This window comes from Streptomyces sp. NPDC012935, assembly GCF_042900345.1.
GTDB lineage: Bacteria > Actinomycetota > Actinomycetes > Streptomycetales > Streptomycetaceae > Streptomyces.
The window spans coordinates 108376-125767 of sequence record NZ_JBIBBC010000001.1; the positions used below are offsets into that span (position 1 = coordinate 108376).

At 72.3% G+C, this 17392-nt stretch carries 14 protein-coding genes and 1 pseudogene; 6 read left to right on the top strand and 9 right to left on the bottom strand.

From position 1 onward, the window contains the following. Window positions 1-2 precede the first annotated feature (2 nt). Complete coding sequence (locus ACFY5C_RS00510; protein ID WP_389438900.1) at window positions 3-3179, bottom strand: cytochrome P450; 3177 nt, start codon at window positions 3177-3179, stop codon at window positions 3-5. 189 nt (window positions 3180-3368) lie between these two features. Here ACFY5C_RS00510 and ACFY5C_RS00515 point away from each other — a divergent pair, with 189 nt between their 5' ends. After that, the gene (locus ACFY5C_RS00515) at window positions 3369-3965 is read left to right on the top strand and encodes a PAS domain-containing protein (RefSeq protein ID WP_389440603.1); all 597 of its coding nucleotides are present in this window, start codon (window positions 3369-3371) and stop codon (window positions 3963-3965) included. A 221-nt stretch (window positions 3966-4186) separates the two neighbouring features. Here ACFY5C_RS00515 and ACFY5C_RS00520 read toward each other — a convergent pair. After that, window positions 4187-4300, bottom strand: a pseudogene (locus tag ACFY5C_RS00520) (DUF3626 domain-containing protein); the annotation flags it as partial. Window positions 4301-4514: 214 nt separating this feature from the next. Between ACFY5C_RS00520 and ACFY5C_RS00525 the strand changes: the two are divergent. After that, complete coding sequence (locus tag ACFY5C_RS00525; protein ID WP_389438902.1) at window positions 4515-5009, top strand: FBP domain-containing protein; 495 nt, start codon at window positions 4515-4517, stop codon at window positions 5007-5009. A gap of 7 nt (window positions 5010-5016) precedes the next feature. Here ACFY5C_RS00525 and ACFY5C_RS00530 read toward each other — a convergent pair whose 3' ends face one another. Then, a complete protein-coding gene (locus tag ACFY5C_RS00530; RefSeq protein WP_389438904.1) occupies window positions 5017-6387 on the bottom strand; it encodes an erythromycin esterase family protein in 1371 nt (456 codons plus the stop codon). A 260-nt stretch (window positions 6388-6647) separates the two neighbouring features. Here ACFY5C_RS00530 and ACFY5C_RS00535 point away from each other — a divergent pair, with 260 nt between their 5' ends. The 3 genes from ACFY5C_RS00535 to ACFY5C_RS00545 all read left to right on the top strand — a co-directional run bounded on the left by ACFY5C_RS00535 (window position 6648) and on the right by ACFY5C_RS00545 (window position 10399). Continuing rightward, a complete protein-coding gene (locus tag ACFY5C_RS00535; protein WP_389438906.1) occupies window positions 6648-7901 on the top strand; it encodes an FUSC family protein in 1254 nt (417 codons plus the stop codon). A gap of 55 nt (window positions 7902-7956) precedes the next feature. Next, window positions 7957-9015 (top strand): hypothetical protein, encoded by a 1059-nt coding sequence (locus ACFY5C_RS00540; protein WP_389438907.1) that lies wholly within the window; start codon window positions 7957-7959, stop codon window positions 9013-9015. A gap of 163 nt (window positions 9016-9178) precedes the next feature. Continuing rightward, window positions 9179-10399, top strand: coding sequence for a lactonase family protein (locus tag ACFY5C_RS00545; RefSeq protein ID WP_389438909.1), 1221 nt, complete (start codon window positions 9179-9181; stop codon window positions 10397-10399). Here the strand turns inward: ACFY5C_RS00545 and ACFY5C_RS00550 are convergent. Together ACFY5C_RS00550 and ACFY5C_RS00555 are read right to left on the bottom strand one after the other, a co-directional pair. Further along, entirely contained in the window at window positions 10367-11092 is a 726-nt protein-coding gene (locus ACFY5C_RS00550) for a DUF2470 domain-containing protein (protein WP_389438910.1), read from the bottom strand. The two genes, ACFY5C_RS00545 and ACFY5C_RS00550, sit on opposite strands and share 33 nt — an antisense overlap. A 105-nt stretch (window positions 11093-11197) precedes the next feature. Then, a complete protein-coding gene (locus ACFY5C_RS00555) occupies window positions 11198-11806 on the bottom strand; it encodes a TetR/AcrR family transcriptional regulator (protein WP_389438912.1) in 609 nt (202 codons plus the stop codon). 118 nt (window positions 11807-11924) lie between these two features. Between ACFY5C_RS00555 and ACFY5C_RS00560 the strand changes: the two genes are divergently transcribed. After that, window positions 11925-13448 carry a cytochrome P450 gene (locus tag ACFY5C_RS00560; RefSeq protein ID WP_389438914.1) on the top strand — a complete coding sequence of 508 codons (1524 nt, stop codon included), beginning with the start codon at window positions 11925-11927 and terminating at the stop codon, window positions 13446-13448. Here ACFY5C_RS00560 and ACFY5C_RS00565 read toward each other — a convergent pair. Genes ACFY5C_RS00565 through ACFY5C_RS00580 form a run of 4 tightly spaced genes read right to left on the bottom strand, consistent with a single transcriptional unit; the run spans window position 13410 to window position 17293 of the window. Beyond that, on the bottom strand, window positions 13410-14255 hold the full coding sequence (locus tag ACFY5C_RS00565; RefSeq protein ID WP_389438916.1) for a pentapeptide repeat-containing protein: 846 nt from the start codon (window positions 14253-14255) through the stop codon (window positions 13410-13412). The genes ACFY5C_RS00560 and ACFY5C_RS00565 overlap by 39 nt on opposite strands. A 37-nt stretch (window positions 14256-14292) precedes the next feature. Next, window positions 14293-15186, bottom strand: coding sequence for an RNA polymerase sigma factor SigJ (sigJ, locus tag ACFY5C_RS00570; RefSeq protein ID WP_389438917.1), 894 nt, complete (start codon window positions 15184-15186; stop codon window positions 14293-14295). Between the two features lie 33 nt (window positions 15187-15219). Beyond that, window positions 15220-15963: a PIG-L deacetylase family protein gene (locus ACFY5C_RS00575; RefSeq protein ID WP_389438919.1), complete on the bottom strand. Its 744-nt coding sequence runs from the start codon at window positions 15961-15963 to the stop codon at window positions 15220-15222. 28 nt (window positions 15964-15991) lie between these two features. Beyond that, a complete protein-coding gene (locus ACFY5C_RS00580) occupies window positions 15992-17293 on the bottom strand; it encodes an alpha/beta fold hydrolase (RefSeq protein ID WP_389438921.1) in 1302 nt (433 codons plus the stop codon). Window positions 17294-17392: the final 99 nt, after the last annotated feature.

Sequence of the window (17392 nt, forward strand, 5' to 3'; positions counted from 1 at the left end):
GGTCAGCCGGCCGCGTAGACGTCCTCCACGTATCGGCCGTCCGCGACCAGTCCGTCGAGCCACTGCCCGGCCGCCGTGTCACCGGCACCCGGCGTGCGCTCCCGGTACAGCGTACGGAATGCCTCCCGCACGCCCGGCGCCATCCGCGAACCGTCCCCGCAGACGTACACCCGGGCACCCGCACCGAGCAGTTCCCAGACCTCGTCGGCCTCGGCGGCGATCCGGTGCTGCACGAAGGCCACGCCGCCCTGCGGGGCGGCGCTGAAGGCCGGACGGAGCGAGACGGCTCCTGCGGCCTCGGCGGCACGCAGTTCCTCGGCGTGCAGATAGTCGGCGTCGGGGGCGTCGCAGCCGAAGTAGCAGACAGCCGGAGGGAGTTCGGCGCCTGCCGCGAGGGCCGCCGTACGGTCGGCGACAGCGCCGCGGAACGGGGCGAGGCCGGTGCCCGCGGCGACCATGACGACCGGCGCGTCGGCGTCGATGCGGAAGGCCTCCCGGCAGGGCTGGACGCGGGCGTACACCGTGTCGCCGGGCCGGACGGTGGCGAGGTGTCCGGATCCGGTGCCTCGGTAGGTGCCCCTGCCGGAGCGCGCCGGGGCCTGGAGCAGGGAGATCATCAGGTCCGTGTGACCCGGGTCGACGGCGGGCGAGGACGAGACGGAGTAGTGGCGCGGGCGCAGCGGGGTGAGGATCTCCAGGAGCTGCGGCCAGTCGAGGGCGCCGCGCAGGGCGGGGAAGTCCTCGATCAGCTCGACCAGGGTGCGCGGATCGTCGGTGAGGTCCGCCAGTGCCGTGCGCTCCGGCGGGCACGGGTTGGCGGCGGCGAGGACGGAGAGCTGGGCGGCGCTCGGCCGCTCCTGCAACTCGACGTGGTGCGTAAGAAGTTGACGTACCGTCAAAGGCCGGTCCACCGCGAGGGCGTCGCGGCGCGGGCGGGTCGGCCGGATGTCCAGGACGGAGTCGAGGTCCACGCCGAGTGCGGCGGCGGCCCGCTCGACCAGGGCCGGGGCGTTGGCGGGCAGGACGGTCAGGTGGTCGGCGGTTCGGTAGGTGACGCCGTCCGGCAGGGCGACGCGGACGAAGCGCTTGCGGCGCGGGTGGCCGGGCGCGGTGAGGTCGTACGCCTCGGTGACGGTCATGGGGACGAGGCCGTGCCGTTCGGCGAGGGCGTCCAGGGGGCCGCCGGTCAGGGGGCGGACCTCGTACGCGGTCGTCGGCTCGTCGTCGGCCGGAACTGTGGCGTCCGGGTCGCCGTACTGTTCCAGCAGCGCGGTGCGGAGCCTGGTCGTGAAGTCGCGTACCGCACCGGTCAGATCGCCGGAGGCGTCGGCGGCGGTGCGGTCGACGAGGCGGGTGGCGCCGAGTTCGGTGAGGCGCTCGTCGATGCGGGTCGGGACGTGCTGGTAGGTGGCGGCCCAGTTGCGGTCGCCGACGCCGAGGACGGCGTAGGTGACGTCCGTGGCGTCGACCGCCTCCTCCAGCCAGGCGGCGAAGGCGGTGGCGTCGTCGGTGGGGCGGCCGTTGTAGGAGGCCGCCGTGATCACGACGGGGCGGTCCGTGGGCAGACCTGCGGCGTAGTCGTCCAGCGCCGCGACCTGCGTCTCGCAGCCGATGGCGGCGGCCTCGTCGGCGAGCTGGGCGGCGAAGTCGCGGCAGGTGCCGTAGTTGCTGCCGTGCAGGAACAGGGCACCGGTGCCGGGGCGGACACGGGCGGGGAGGGCCGCCGTGTCGGGCACGGCGTCCGTGGCCGCGGGGGCGGCGCCGGGCAGGGGGCTGTGCACGCGGTCGGCGGGGGTGCGCGGGGTCAGGGTCAGGGTGAAGCCGTCGGGCTTGAGGGTGAGGGTCTCCTTGACCGTGAGGCGGTAGTCGGCGTGGTCGTGCAGCCGGTAGCGGTGGACCAGCATCGCCAGCAGCATGGTCGCCTCGTGCAGGGCGAACTGCCGCCCGATGCAGGCGCGTTCACCGGTGCCGAAGGGCTTGAAGGCGTGCACCGAGCGGGCCGCCTCGGCCTCCGGCGTGAAACGGCTGGGGTCGAACAGCTCGGGGTTGTCGCCCCAGACCGGCTGCCGGTGCAGCATCGGCGCGAGCACGGTGACGGGCTGCCCGGCGCGCAGCGGGATGCGCCCTCCGAGCAGGGTGTCCTCGAGGGCGTGGCGGCTGAAGGCGGCGGCCGTGGGCCACAGCCTCAGCGCCTCGTTGAGGACCTGCCGGGTGTACGTCAGCTTGCCGACCTCGTCGTACGTCGGCTCGGGGTCGTTCTGGTCGCCCCACAGCTCGTCGACCTCGCGCTGCACGAGCCGGAGCGCGGTCGGGTGCTTGGCGAGGCAGTACAGCGCGAAGGACATCGCGCCGGAGGTCGTCTCGTGGCCGGCGATCAGGAAGGTGATGACCTGGTTGCGGATGTTGGCGGCGTCGAGGGTGCTGCCGTCCTGCGGGTGCTCGGCGGTGAGCATCAGTCCGAGGAGGTCCTCGGCGTCGCGCTGATCGGTGCCGGCGCGGGAGGCGATGACGTCGTCGACGACCTGGGCGAGATAGTCGGCGTCGCCCCGGAAGGCGGCGTCGGCGGCGGAGTGGTCCTGGCCCGGGATGCGGGCGAGCCGGTTCATGCTCCACTCCAGGCAGCGGACCATCGACTCGACGAAGGGGTGCGGCTCGACCCGCTCGAACGATCCGAAGTCGTAGCCGAAACCGGCGAGCCCGATGGTGTCGAGGGTCATGCGGGTCATGTCGTCGGGGACATCGACCGGCCGGCCGTCACGGGCGTCACGATCCCAGGACGCCAGGACCCGCTGGGCCACCTTCAGCATCACCGGGTGGTAGGTGCGCATCGAGCCGAGCGCGAACGCGGGCATCAGGATGTCGTGTGCCCTGGCCCAGTTCGGTTCGTCGTTGTACGCCGTGAACAGCCCGTCGGCGGCGAACTCCCGCACGTTCTCCAGGGCGGGCCCCACGTGCTTGGCGAACCGCTTCTCGTCCGCGAGGTCGGCCACCAGATCCAGGTCGGCGGTGAACAGTGCGTCCCGTCCGTGCAGCCGCCGCACGAGCACCGGCCCGTGCTCCCGCATCAGCTCCATGACCTGCTGGATCGGGGTACGGCCGGGTCCTACGGCGGTGATGTCGACGACGGGAACGCCGGGGAGGGCATCGAGGGGCCGGGGGTGCAGCGCGGTGGGGGGCATGGCGCGACAAGTGCCTTTCGCGGTACGGGAGTACTGCGATCAAGCGTGAGCGACGGGTCCCGGCCGGCTGTGCCCTCGCACTACATGATTGTGTAGTGCGGATACGGGCGCGGCACTTGCGCCCGGCGTCAGGAGGTGCCCGTGGACTGGACCCACCCCGCGGCCGTGGTGTGGCGCAACCGTGCCCTGATGCTGTTCGACCGCGTCTCGGTGCCGGTCGCGGTGTGCGATGTGTACGGCGCGGTCCAGGTGGCCAATCCCGCGATGGCGGCCGAGTGCGGTACGACCCCGGGGCGGCTGCGGGGGCGGGACGTGCTGGAGCTGTTCCGGCCGCAGGAGGCCACGCAGGTGGAGCGGATCGCCGAGGCCCTGCGGCTGCGGCACCGGTCGCGGTACCAGGTGTCGGTGCGCTGGCAGGCGCCCGGCGGTGCGCAGCGGTACGGAGAGCTCACGGCGGACCCGGTGAGCGACACGGTGGAGGACACGCCGGCGCTGCTGGTGATGCTCCGCGTACTCGCCGAGCGCGAGGCCCACGGACAGCGCCCCCTGCGGGTGGCACCGATCGAGGCCCGCATCCTGGCCCTCCTCGCCTCGGGCACCACCACCGCCCAGGCCGCCCGCGAGACCGACCTCACGGTGGACGGCGTGAACTACCACCTACGCCGCCTGTCGTCCCGCTGGAACGCGGCGAACCGCACGGAACTCGTCGCCCGCGCCTACGCGCTGGGCGTCCTCGCCCCGGGGGTGTGGCCCCCGACACCGACCTCGTGGGACGGGCCGGAGTAGGCGGTGCCGGCACCCTCGGGGGCTCGCGCCGAAGTGAGCGACGACATACCCGCCAGGCCACCTTCGGGTCCTGGAATTCGGTTCGCCGGCACCCCAAGGGGCGCGGGGGAACTGCGCGACCAGCCACGATGGCGCCGCAGCCGAACGACGACACGGCGAGGTGCTCCCGGCCAAGTGCTCAGCAGGCGTCCAGGACGAGGCCTCTACATCGCCGGCGGGGCCGCGGCCAGCCCGAAGTCGGCCGGCTCCGCTGCGCTGTCGGGGTAGCAGAAGGTCGCGCGTGCGAGCGCGGTGCCGGCCAGCCGGGAGTGCGAGGAACCGAACCGTGGGGCGGCGCAAAGGGAAGTTGAGGGTGACACGCACGTCGGCGTCGAGAGCGGGGCCCGCAGAGGAAGCCGCGACATGCCGTAGTGCCGCCCTGGCCCGAGGGGCCCCGACCTCCCTGAAATTCACTGGCTCCCCCTCTCTCGCCCTGCCTAACCTAGCCATGAACCTAGTACCTCTAGGTTTGACGTAGGTTCGACGGTACCGCCACCCAGGAGGCTCCCCATGAGGTCACTCACCGAGCAGGACATCCGCAACTCTTTCATCAACTGCTCGAAGGGGGAGGCCAAGCGCGTCTCCCTCCCCCGCGATCTCGGTGAACGCCCTTGGGACGACCTCGACTTCCTGGGGTGGCGGGACCCGGGAGCGCCCGATCGCAGCTATCTGGTGGCCGAGCGGGACGGGCGGCCGGTGGGCGTCACCTTCCGGTTCCCGACCTCGCGGCGCGGATTCCTGCACCGCAGCATGTGCTCGCTCTGTCTGACCACCCATCCGGGCGGCGGCGTCTCGCTGATGACCGCACGCAAGGCGGGTCCGGCCGGACGGGAGGGCAACTCCGTCGGCGTGTACATGTGCACCGACCTCGCCTGCTCCCTCTACGTCCGGGGCAGGAAAATCCCGGACTCCGGGGCCCGCTTCGAGGAGAGCCTGACGCTGGAGGAGCAGATCGCACGGACCACGGGCAACCTGGCCGCCTTCATCGACCGGCTGTACGTCTGAGGGACCGCTACCGGTCCCGCAGCCGCGCTGCCGCCACCTCGTGCAGGTGGATCAGGATGTCGTAGCTGCGGGCGGCCGCGATGTCGTGCGGGCCGTCCGGATAGGCGGTGCCGATGCTGCGCGTCGGCCGGGCCCGCCGCAGCCAGTCGTCAGCCGGTGAGCCGGCGGACCGCAGGTCCAGTACGTAGTCGCCGTGCCGCACCCGGTCGAGGGTCCGCTCGTTGGTGCCCGGGCCCGCCGGGCCGAGTGTCCAGCGGCGGATGGTGTCGTCGTCCCAGCCAGTGGCGTTGAACGAGCCGTGCCCGAAGGTCAGGCCCACGCTCACATAGCCCGCGCCGAGGCGGTCGCGCAGGAAGGCGCCCTGGACCTTGGGGTTCTCGGCGGGCACTTCCGGGACGTAGCCGACGTGGTTGTTGTGGGCCGACAGCAGCACCCTGGTGCCGGTGTGCTCCTGCCACCACGCCACGTTGGCGGCCATCGCCCCGTCGCGGTACCGCATGGCCTCGGCGACCTGCGCGGGATCCTCGACGTCGAAGTCGTACTGCCGGGCGGTCCGGTCGATCACCGTCGCCTGCTGCACGGCCCAGTCGTACGCCTTCGTGTCGGCAGCGGCGCCGGCCCGGCCCGCGGACTGCCGGCGCAGCAGCGCGAGCGCCTCGCCCGTGCGCCGCGCCCGCTCCTTGCGTTCGGCGTACGGCAGGCCCAGGTACTGCTCGATGTACGCGCCGGTCGGCACGGTGGGCCGCAGCCCGCGGTAGAGCTCGGCCAGTCGGGTGCTCAGCCCGGGCCGGGCATCGGCCACATAGTCCTCGACGGCGTCGTACAACTCGGGTCCGGTCCAGGCGATGTCGTCACCCACGAAGCGGACGGGGTCGCCGGGGTGCCGGAGGTTGTGTCCGCGCATCCACTCGACCAACCGCAGGTAGTCGGTGTTGTTCCACCACAGGTAGTCCCGCTGGAACTCCTCCCGCATGATGCGCCGGGGATCGCCCTTGCCGTGGAGCACATAGGCGTCAAGGCGCAGGCCGGTGCTCCAGGGCGCCTCCAGAGCGAAGGTGCGGAAACCCTTCTCCTCGACGAGATGCCGGAAGACGCGGGCCTTGAGGGCGAAGAAGTCGTGCGAGCTGTGGGTGGCCTCCCCCAGGCCGACGACCCGGGCGTCGCCGATCATCCGGTCCAGGGGGCGCAGATCGCGGGTGTCGCCGCCCGGTTCCACGGTCCGCAGCGGGTGGGCGGCGCGGTCGAGCGCCTCGATGACGGTGGTGGAGGTGGCGGGGGCGGGTGCCGCCGTGGCCGGGATGCCGGTCGTCAGGGCGGCGAGGATGATGAACAGGGTCAGCGTTAATCCGGTCCGATGCCGATGCCGATGCGATTGCATGATCCAAGGCTTGCGTTCCGGGAGGGCGGGGACCATCCGGCGGTCCTCCGTCCCCGGGTGCGGACAACCATGGGGTGACGGCGGGGGTTTTCCCCAGTCCCGGACCCGGTCGACCGCCCGGCCTCGCGCGGGTGTCGACGATCACCAGCCCGGCCCCTTGCCGTACGGCGGCCGTTGCGATCAACCTGGGGAGCCTTGCGGACCGTTACGTTCCGCAAGCAGGGTGTGGGAAGCATCTGTGGAAAGGGAACAGCCCAAGGATGCGAGAGGTACGTGAGGGGCCGGCGCTCCGGGAACGGCTCGGGAAGCTGCACCGGGACCCCGTGGTGGTCCAGACGCTGCGATCGGCGGCCGCGGCGACGATCGCCTACGTCATCGCGCTGCGCCTGAGCCCCGAGGCCGCCCCGCTGACCGCGCCCCTGACCGCGCTGCTGGTCGTCCAGGTGACCTTCTACGCCACGCTCACCAACGGCATCCGCCGGGTGAACTCGGTGGTGACCGGCGTCCTGGTGGCCATCGCCTTCAGCCTCCTGGTCGGCCTGACGTGGTGGAGCCTCGCCCTGCTGATCGTGGCCTCGCTCGCGGTCGGGCGCCTCGTGCGGGTCAACGAGTACGTACCCGAAGTGGCGATCAGCGCAATGCTGGTCCTCGGGGTCACGACGGTCGGGGACACGGCATGGGCGCGGGTCCTGGAGACGCTGATCGGCGCGGTGGTCGGGCTCGGCTTCAATCTGCTCCTCGCACCGCCGGTGTGGGTGGACGAGGCCGGAGAGTCCATGGGGGGACTGGCCCGCCGGCTGCGGCAGTTGATGCTGCGCATCGGCGAGGAGGCGGCCGGCCGGCCCGCGTTCGAGGAGGCCGCGGCCCGGCTGCACGAGGCGCGCCGCCTCGACCACGACATCGTCGAGGTGGACGCGGCACTGCGGCAGGCCGAGGACAGCTTGCGGCTCAATCCGCGCGTGCGCGACAGCGTGCTGCACCGCGTGGTGCTGCGCACCGGACTGGACACGCTGGAGATCTGCACGGTCGTGCTGCGGGTGCTGGCCCGCACCCTCACGGACCTCGCGAAGGATCGCGAGCCCGAGCCGCTGTTCGCGAAGGAGACGGGCGCCGTACTGGAGCAGTTGCTGTCCGAGATCGCCGACGCGGTGGTCAGCTTCTCGGTGCTGGTCACCACGCATGTCAGCAGCAACGCGGACGCGGCGGAGTCCCGGCTGGCCGCCGAGTTGCGCACGGCGGCGGGCACCCGCGACAAGCTCGCCCTGCTGCTGCGCGAGGAGGCCGAACGCGAGACGCAGTACTGGCAGCTGCACGGCGCCGTGCTGACCGAGGTCAACCGCATCCTCGACGAGCTCGACACCGAGCACCGCTCGCGCCGCCTGCTGGAGGAACTGGACCGCGTGTCGCAGGAGGCACGGGCCCGGATGCCGCGCCTGAACCGGCTGCGCGAGCGGATGGGCGTTCAGGACCAGCTGTGGCGGAACCGGACGGGGTTCGGCGAACGTTCTCGGTAGGGAGCGCGGGGACGGACGGGGCCGGCGCCGGACGCGAGCGAGGGAGCAGGGGCCGATGGCGGACACGACCGTGCGGATCGACGGGAACACGCTGCGGCTGCCGGGCGGGGTGGCGGTGCGGTTCATCCGTACGCTGCGGCTGCCCGAGTCGGGCACGCATGCGCTGCCGCCGGGGCTCGGGGAGTTCCCGGTCCGCCGGGTTGCGGACCATGCGGACACGGTTCCGCGGGAGTGGCGGGCGCGCGGCGGTGTGATGCTCCCGGTGTATCTGCGCGAGGCGATGTGGCTGAGCTTCGGGGGCACCGCCGAGCCGGCCGCCCTCCAGGTCGGGGTGGGCAAGGTGTGCGCGGTCTCGGGGAAGCCGTGGAGCGACCGGCTGCGGCGCGAGCCGCAGAACTACGTGGTGCTGCCCCGCCAGCCCTGGCTGGACGGCATCAACTCCGGGAAGGGCACGGTCCGCCAGTTCGTGGCGGTGCCGCTCGGGATGGGCGCGACCGTCGAGGGCCAGGTCACGGGCGAGGAGGTCTGGGGTGGCGTACAGCTGCAGTCGTTCCCGCTGAAGGAGCCGCAGCTGGCGAGGTGGCGTCAGGAGGAGCGGCTGCGGGCGGAGCGGGCACGGGCGTTCATGCCGTCCGGCGGCTACGGCGCCGCCATGCCCATGGCGGCGGCACCCGCCCAGGGTGGGGTGCCGGCGCCCGCCGCCGCTCCGGCGGGCGGGACGCGCCGGGCCGCCGCGGCGATGGGCCTGGGCGTCGGCGGTTCGATGCGCCAGGAGGTCTACGAGGACGACCGCCCGCTCTCGGACTGGGCCGGGACTCCCGCAGGCCGGGTCTTCGTCCATCTGGTCACGCCCCCGGAGTGGCGCCGCATCACCGGCGAGGCTCCCCCGCCGTCGCCGGTGGACCGGGCGGCGTACACGCGCGCGGGGCTGCCCTGGTTCGACTACTACGACCAGGACGCCGAGGATCTCGCACCCACGGACACGCTGGGGGCGGTGAAGCCGGTCGGCGACTGGCTCGGCGACGACCACGAGCCCTGGCAGGCACCGTCGCCGGGCCAGGTGAAGCCACTCAAGGACGCGCCGGGGAAGCCCGTGCAGGACGGCGACTGGTAGCCGGGGCAAGCAACTCCCCGCTGACAGACGGCAAGCGGGAGCCAAGCCGGAGCCTCACTTCATTGCGCCCTGCGCAACGCACGTTGCCGTTCTTGCGCTGGGCGGCTGATCCACGCCAAGGTTGCTGTCGCGACCACGACGACCGACGACCTGAGGTGTGGACATGGGCAGTGGTGGGCTGAGCAGGCGCCGATTCGTCGGAACCCTCGCGGGATCGGCCGCCGGCGTGACACTCCCGGCGGCCACAGGGTGCGACGACGCGCCCGCGCCCGCGGACACGTCCGACACCGCGGCCCCCGAGGCCACCGGCCCCGGGACGCGTCCGAGCGCGCAGAACGAGAGCCGTGATCCGTCCGGCCCCCGCCCCCTCTACGTCGGCACGTACACTTCCGTCGACGGCGGCGGCGAGGGGATCGGCCTGGCCACGTACGACCCGGAATCGGGCCGGATCACCGGCACCGGCACCATCACCGCGGTCGCCGACCCGTCGTATCTGGCGGTCCACCCGAACGGCCGGACGCTGTACGCGGTCAACGAGCGTGACGACGGTGCCGTGACCGCTGTCCGCATCGCCGACCGCAGGATTCTGGGAAGCCGGAGCAGCGGCGGCGCGGCGCCCTGCCACCTGTCCGTGCATCCGAGCGGACGGTGGCTGCTGAGCGCCAACTACGGCACGGGCAGCGTGGCCGTGCACCCGATCGAGCCTTCGGGCGCGCTCGGTGAGCGGACCGACCTCGTCACGCACTCCGGGCCGGCGCCCGGTCCGGGCCAGGACGGCCCGCACGCGCACCAGTTCGTCACCAGCCCGGACGGCGGCCATGTGCTCGCGGTCGACCTGGGCACGGACACGGTGTACACCTACCGCCTCGACCAGAAGGCCGGCACGCTCACCGAGGTCGCGCGGGCGCAGACCGAGCCGGGTGCGGGCCCGCGGCATCTCACCTTCCACCCGGGCGGGCGGTACGCGTATCTGGCCAACGAGGTCGACAACACCGTGGCTGTCTGCGCGTACGACGTCTCCACGGGCCGACTGAGCATCGGCGCGGAGCAGACCACGGGCACGGGCTCGGGCACCAACTATCCGGCGCAACTCGTGGTGACGCACAACGGCCGCTACGCCTATCTCGCCAACCGGGGCCACAACAGCCTCACGCGCTATGCGGTGGAGGCGGACGGCGCCCGGTTGAGGTTGCTCGACACGGTGCCGGTGTCCGGGGACTTCCCGCGGCAGATCGCCCTCTCGCCCGACGGCGCGCTGCTGTTCACGGCGAACCAGCGGTCGAGCACCGTCAGCGTCTTCCAGGTCGACGAGGACAGCGGTGAACTGCGGCTCGCGGGCAAGCCGTTCGCGTCACCCGTCGCCGTCTGTGCGCTGCCGCTGTAGCGCACGCGGGCAGGAGGCGGCGCTGGCCTGGGCGAGCAGGATGTGCATCCGTTCGGTGAGCTGCGCGACGTCGTCGGCGGGCCGGTGGAAAGGCAGCCGTACGTCACCGTGGGAGCTGGCACGTTCGATGCGCAGCGTCAGTCCGTGCCGGTCGACGGCTAGCGGCTGGACACGGACGGCGCCGTGCAGACTGTCGGACTCGACGAGGCGGGTGAGCCGCTCGACGGCGTCCGGGTGGCAGTCGGCGAGGTGGGTGAGCAGCCGGGCCTCGGCGGTGGCCAGCGGGTCCGGCGCGGCGTCGGCGAACTCGTCGAGGTCGACGACCACGGCACCGGAGGGCCGGCGCAGCACCACCCGGGTCGCCCGGAAGGCGAGTTTGCCGTCCTCGGGCGTGAACCAGCCGGACATCCAGAGCCGGGTGCGGATCCGCCTGCGCAGGGGCACGGGGGCGACGTCGGCGAACTCCAGGACGGCGGAGGGCTCTCCGCGGGGCGCGCAGATCGCCGCCGTGACGAGCACGCTGTCCTCCGGCACCTCCAGCAGGACGCGCCCCTCCTCGGTCACGGTGTGCGCGCCCACGAGTTCCTCACGGCAGCTCTCCGCGGTCACCCCGCAGGACCACGCGCCCGCCAGCACCGACCGGGCTCGTTCCGCCGCGGAAGGTGCCGCCGTCCAGGTTTGGCTGTCACCCATCCCGTACCTCCTTAGGTAAGCCTCACCTAACCTATCGAAGATCGAGCCGTGCGCCAACCAGCCACGGCGTTCCGGCGCGATCTCTTCGGATGTGCGCGGCGGCACTCAGCGGGCGATGACACCGAGCAGGGCGCGGGCGCACAGGTCGCGCACCTGGTCCCGGGAGAGGTCGGAGCCCCGCAGCCACTCCAGACAGACGGCCGTGGTGAACGCCAGCCAGCCCCGCACGGCGAGCCGGACGTCGGGCCGCTCCCCGAAAACCGGGCCGAACTCGGGATCGGCCGACATCGCCGCCAGGATCTGCTTCTCCTGCGCGGCCAGGGCCTGTCGGTAGACCTTGCGCACGGCCTGGTCGCCCGCCGCGTCGGCGCGATGGAAGGCGCGGTAGCCGTGCGCGTGCGCCTCGACGTACTCCAGATACGTGTCGAGGCTCGCGGCGAGCTGCTCGCGGACCGGGACTCCGGGCGCGGCGGCCGTCATCCGCAGCATGCGCTCGCTCTCCCGCTCGACGACGGCCGCGAAGAAGTCACGCTTCGTCGGGAAGTAGTGGTAGAGCAGCCCGCGCGAGACCCCGGCGATCTCGGCGACCTGCTCGATCCAGACCTCGTCGTACGGACTCTCCGAGAACAGCCGCGCCCCGACCGCGAGGAGCTGCTCACGGCGTTCCTCCGTGCTGAGCCTGCGGCGGGTGCGCTCGCCCTGGTTCGCGGCCATGCCCGCACTTTACTTGACGTGGGTTCAACAGCGGGACCAGACTGAAACGCGTTATTGAACCCACGTACAACGAGCTCAACGTGCCGCTGGATCCAGGGAGATCGAGGGAGATCGCGTCATGGCGGAGACAACGACCGGGTCCGGACTTCCGAAGGGATTCCGCAGCGCCGAGCACGGCTGGCCGGAGCTCTCCCGCATCCCGCACCCCCCGCACCGGCTCCCGCTGCTCGGCGATGCGCTCGGCGCCAGCCGGCGTACGCCGCTGCAGGACTCCCTGCGGTTCGCCCGGCAGTTGGGGCCGATCTTCCGGCGCAAGGCCTTCGACAAGGAGTTCGTGTTCGTGTGGGGCGCCGGCCTCGCGGCCGACATGGCGGACGAGTCCCGGTTCGCCAAGCATGTGGGGCTCGGCATAGCCAACCTGCGGCCGGTCGTCGGCGACGGTCTGTTCACGGCGTACAACCACGAGCCGAACTGGCAGCTGGCGCACGACGTCCTGGCACCGGGGTTCAGCCGGGAGGCCATGGCGGGCTACCACCCGATGATGCTGGCCGTCGCCGACCGGCTCATGGACCACTGGGACCGCGCCGCCGATGCGGGCCGGAGGGTGGACGTGCCCGGGGACATGACCAAGCTGACCCTGGAGACCATCGCCCGCACCGGGTTCGGGCACGACTTCGGCTCCTTCGAACGCGCCCGTCCGCATCCCTTCGTGACGGCGATGGTCGGCACGCTCAGCTACGCGCAGCGGCTCAACACCGTGCCGTCGCCGTTCCTGCTGCGGCGTGCCGCACGGCGCAACCAGGCCGACATCGACTACCTCAACCGCACGGTCGACGACCTGGTCCGGGCCCGTACGGCGGGCGGCGGCGGGGGCGGCGATCTGCTGGACCGGATGCTGGAGACAAGCCACCCGGAGACGGGCGAGCGGCTCTCGGCGCAGAACGTCCGCCGACAGGTGATCACCTTCCTGGTGGCCGGCCACGAGACCACCTCGGGCGCCCTCTCCTTCGCCCTGCACTATCTGTCCCGGCACCCGGATGTCGCGGCCCGCGCCCGCGCCGAGGTCGAGCGGGTGTGGGGCGACACGGCGGCGCCCGGCTACGACCAGGTGGCGCGGCTGCGGTATGTGCGCCGGATCCTGGACGAGTCGCTGCGGCTGTGGCCGACGGCGCCCGCCTTCGCCCGGGAGGCGCGCGAGGACACCGTGCTCGGCGGCGACCATCCGATGCGGCGGGGCGCCTGGGCTCTGGTGCTGACGGCGATGCTGCACCGTGATCCGCAGGTGTGGGGCCCCGACGCCGAGAGCTTCGATCCGGACCGCTTCGACCCGCAGGCCGTGCGGACGCGGGCGTCGCACACCTTCAAGCCGTTCGGGACGGGGGCGCGGGCGTGCATCGGCCGCCAGTTCGCTCTGCACGAGGCCACACTGGTGCTGGGCCTGCTGCTGCGGCGGTACGAGTTGCCTGCCGAGCCGGGGTATCGCCTGCGGGTGACGGAGCGGCTGACGCTGATGCCGGAGGGGTTGCGACTGCGCGTGCAGCGACGGATGCCCGGCACAGCGCGTACCGAACCCGTCCCGTCCGGGACCGCGGAGAGCACGACGTCAGACGTCCGCTGTCCAGTGCACGGGTCGGCTGAGTGACGCGGGCAGCCGGGTGCCCGCGCTGCCCCGGGCCGCGTTGAGCTGGGGCTGGGTCAGGAAGAAGGCGTCCGTCAGATCGGCGTCGGTGAGGTCGGTGTCGCGCAGATCGGCACCGATGAGGTCCGCTCCGCGCAGATCGGCCCCGGTCAGGTCGGCCGCGATGAGGTAGGCGCCACGCAAATTCGCGCCACGCAGGTCGGCGCCCTTGAGCCGGGCGCCCATCAGGTCCGCGCCACGGCGGTTCTTCTTGCGGCCGCCGCCGATGCCGGCCCTGGCCAGCTCGCTGGTCTTGAGCAGGAGCACGTTGACGTCCTGGCGATGCGCGGCCACGTCCAGCGCCGCGAGGTCCTGCGGGGTCCCCCGGGTGAGCTCCTCGGTCCTCTCCAGGATCCGGCGCAGGTCGGCGTGGAGGGGACAGGCGGCGCGCAGGGTGAGTGCCTCGGTGAGGTACCACAGCAGTTCGTGGAGCTGGCGGACGACCGGGAAGACGTCGAACATCTGCCGGGCGTGCTCACGGGAGCCCGTCCGCCAGTCCTGTCCGCCGAAGGTGACCTGCGAGACCTTCTGGCCGGCACCGAAGCAGTCATAGACGGTGCAGCCGGTGAAACCGGTCTGCCGGAGCCTGTCGTGGATGCCGCACCGGTGGTCGTCACGGAGGTTGTGGCAGGGCTTGCCGGCCGCCTTGTCGACCGCGAAGTCGGCGGACGCGGCGAACGGCAGGGCCACACAGCACAGTCCGAAGCAGCTGGTGCAGTCACCGTGCAGGTCAGCCCGATCGAACATCTGATCTTGCATACCGTTCAGCATACGGAACGAGAAGCTCACCAGTGAGTTCAGGCCTGACTCAGCCGCCGAGGCCCCGCAGATCGAGGCCGCCGAGCCGCTCGGGGTCCGCCAGGATGTACATGCGCGTGATGCGGCCGTCGGCGATGGTGACGCCCATGACCGACTGCGGCCGCCCCTCGGGGGCGTGGACGATCCCGATCGCCCCGTTGACCAGCACGAGCTGCGCGTACCGCGCGAGCTGAGCGAACAGCAGCGCCTGTTCGGCCACCGGCTTCGCACCGCGCACGACCTTCGACGCCGCCGCACCGCGGGCCAGCGGCCCGGAGTCCGCGCGCAGCACCACATCCGGGTCGAGGACCGCGAGCAGCGCCTCGAAGTCCCCCGCGCGGGAGGCAGCCATGAAGGCGTCGAGGACCTGGCGCTGTCGGCCGAGGTCGGGCTCGGACGACGGGGTGGCGCCACGCGCCCGGCGCCGGGCGCGACTGGCCAGTTGGCGGGTGGCGGCCGAGGTGCGTTCCACGATCGGCGCGATCTCGTCGAAGGGCACGGCGAACATGTCGTGCAGCACGAACGCGATCCGCTCGGCGGGCTCCAGCGTCTCCAGCACCACCAGCAGGGCCAGGCCCACCGAGTCCGCCTGGAGAACCTCCTGCTCGGGATCGATCGTCGACAGCGGTCTGATCACGGGGTCCGGGACGAAGGTGTCGTCCAGGGGCTCCTCGTGGCGCCGGGTGCGCGAGCGCAGCATGTCGAGGCAGACCCGGCCGACCACGGTCGTCAGCCAGCCGCCGAGGTTCTCGATGGGGCCCGCGTCGCTGCGGCTCAGCTTCAGCCAGGCCTCCTGGACGGCGTCCTCCGCCTCGGCCAGGGAGCCGAGCATGCGGTAGGCGACCGCCTTGAGATGGCCGCGGTGCTCCTCGAAGCGGTCCGCCAGCACTTCCGTGTCGTTCACCGTGCCCCCGTTTCCCACATCTGTCCGCCGGACCTACCGACCGAACAGTTCGAATGCCACGGCCGGCTTTCCGCCGAACCGCTCCCCCAGTGCCTCGGCGTTCGCGGTGAGGAAACCGCGGGCGTACGTCTCCGGGTCCTCGCTCGTCAGCACCTCGATGTAGGTGCGGTGTTCGAGCAGCGAGCGCACCGCCCGCTCCAGGCCTGCCGTCGCGTCCACCGCGTGCGTGGGTGTGCTGGAACCGGCGACGGCGACCCAGCGCACGCCGTTCCAGGGCTCCAGGCCCTGCTCGATGAGCTCGGGGAAGATCCAGCGGTTGCCCGCGTCGCCGGCCGCGTCCAGCGTCGCGCGGCCGACCGCCACATGGTCCGGGGTGTTCCAGGCGACGCCGCCCCAGGTGTCCCGGTGGTTGAGCGTGATCACCAGTTCGGGCCGGTGCCGGCGGATCGCAGCGGCGATGTCGCGGCGCAGGTCGATGCCGTACTCGATCACGCCGTCCTCATGGTCGAGGAACTCCACCGCCGACACGCCCACGACGGCCGCGCTGGCCCGCTGCTCGCGCTCCCGCAGCGGTGCGCACTTCGCGGGTTCCAGGGTGTCGATGCCGGCCTCGCCGCGGGTCGCGAGGACATAGCCGACCTCGCGGCCGGTGTCGGTCCAGGCGGCGATCGCCGCCGAGCAGCCGTACTCGAGGTCGTCCGGATGCGCGACGACGGCGAGCGCGCGCTGCCAGTCCTCCGGCATGGGCTTCAGCTGAGTGATCGTCGGCTCGGTCATGTCCGCACACTAACGCGTGACACCGACATCACGCTTCGTCACGGGTGAGCGCGAGCAGCCGGTCCAGGACGCGAGGGCCGCCGGCCCGTACACCGTCGTGCTCGAACTCGTCCGTCACCCAGGTCCGCAGTCCGCGGATCGCACGGGCGGTGGCGAGGGAGTGGGCGGTGTCGACGTACATGTCGTCGTGGTAGACGGCGGCCGCGACGGGCACCTCGTTGGCGGCGAGGCGCGCCGGGTCGTACAGGGGCTTCCAGTCGGTTCGGGCGGCGAGGAGTTCGGCGGTCTCGCGCAGCGGGCGCAGCGCCGGGTCGCAGTCGAACATCCAGGGGTGGATCGTCTCGCCGGTGAACAGCAGCGGCCCGTCGCCGGCGAGGGTCTTGGCCGCGTCGAACTGCGGGTACTCGGCGCGGACGCGCTCGGCGGACCAGTTGGTGGGGCGCGCGTCCTGGCCGTAGATCGCCTCGTGGACGAGGGCGTACAGCGGGTGGCTCGCGTACGACAGCAGGCCCTGGACCTCCTCCTGGAAGGCGTCCGAGAGGGCGGCTCCCTGCGGGGTGCGGACGAAGGCGTCCTCCAGCAGGTAGTGCAGACGGTGGCTGCCCTCGCTGCCGCCGAGGAGGATGCCGAGCGACTGGAAGGCCTCGGCGGTGAGGCGGTAGCCGTTCGGCAGGACCACGTCGCCTCCGAGGAGGTGGTCGGCGATACGGCGGGCGCGCTCCACGTCCTGCGGGTAGCGGGCGTAGTGCGCGGCGACCTTGCGCTCGATGCGCGGGTAGGCCGCCCGGTAGACGTCGTCGGCGTGCGCGTCGAGGGAGGGCAGGCCGCCGGTGACGACCGCGGCGGTCAGGCCCTCGGGGGCGGTGGAGAGGTAGTTGACCGTGCAGAAGCCGCCGAAGCTCTGGCCGAGGACGGTCCAGGGGGCGCCGCCGGTCACCTCGCGGCGGATCGCCTCGCAGTCGCGGACGATCGAGTCGGCGCGGAAGTGCGTGAGGTAGTCGGCCTGTTCGGCGGGGGTGCCGCGCAGCGGGAGGGTCTGACGGTTGGCGGGCGCTGAGTGGCCGGTGCCGCGCTGGTCCAGCAGCAGAACGCGGTAATCCTTGAGTGCGCGGCCGAGCCAGGCGCCCTTGCCGACGAATCGGTTCGCCCCGAAGCCGGGACCGCCCTGGAGGTAGACCAGCCACGGCTGGTCCTGGTGCGCCTTGTCGCTGGCGACCACCTCACGGGCGTAGAGCTCGATCGTCTCGCCCGTCGGGGCGTCGTGATCGAGGGGCACGGTGAAGTGGCGGTCGGTGAGGACGACGCCGGGCTGGCGATAGCTGACGGTCAACAGGGCTCCCGGGACGGATGGTTTTCGGGCCGCGTCCCAGTTCAACACATGTTCGTCCGCCGACCGAGCCCTGGGATCATGAAATCGTACTGAACGACC

Coding starts and splice junctions, on each gene's coding strand:
- ACFY5C_RS00555 (WP_389438912.1), bottom strand. CDS start 11,806: ATGGCCGCGAACCAGGGCGAGCGCACCCGCCGCAGGCTCAGCACGGAG.
- ACFY5C_RS00565 (WP_389438916.1), bottom strand. CDS start 14,255: ATGCTGAACGGTATGCAAGATCAGATGTTCGATCGGGCTGACCTGCAC.
- ACFY5C_RS00515 (WP_389440603.1), top strand. CDS start 3,369: ATGCTGTTCGACCGCGTCTCGGTGCCGGTCGCGGTGTGCGATGTGTAC.
- ACFY5C_RS00550 (WP_389438910.1), bottom strand. CDS start 11,092: ATGGGTGACAGCCAAACCTGGACGGCGGCACCTTCCGCGGCGGAACGA.
- ACFY5C_RS00540 (WP_389438907.1), top strand. CDS start 7,957: ATGGCGGACACGACCGTGCGGATCGACGGGAACACGCTGCGGCTGCCG.
- ACFY5C_RS00510 (WP_389438900.1), bottom strand. CDS start 3,179: ATGCCCCCCACCGCGCTGCACCCCCGGCCCCTCGATGCCCTCCCCGGC.
- ACFY5C_RS00560 (WP_389438914.1), top strand. CDS start 11,925: ATGGCGGAGACAACGACCGGGTCCGGACTTCCGAAGGGATTCCGCAGC.
- ACFY5C_RS00525 (WP_389438902.1), top strand. CDS start 4,515: ATGAGGTCACTCACCGAGCAGGACATCCGCAACTCTTTCATCAACTGC.
- ACFY5C_RS00545 (WP_389438909.1), top strand. CDS start 9,179: ATGGGCAGTGGTGGGCTGAGCAGGCGCCGATTCGTCGGAACCCTCGCG.
- ACFY5C_RS00575 (WP_389438919.1), bottom strand. CDS start 15,963: ATGACCGAGCCGACGATCACTCAGCTGAAGCCCATGCCGGAGGACTGG.
- ACFY5C_RS00530 (WP_389438904.1), bottom strand. CDS start 6,387: ATGCAATCGCATCGGCATCGGCATCGGACCGGATTAACGCTGACCCTG.
- ACFY5C_RS00535 (WP_389438906.1), top strand. CDS start 6,648: ATGCGAGAGGTACGTGAGGGGCCGGCGCTCCGGGAACGGCTCGGGAAG.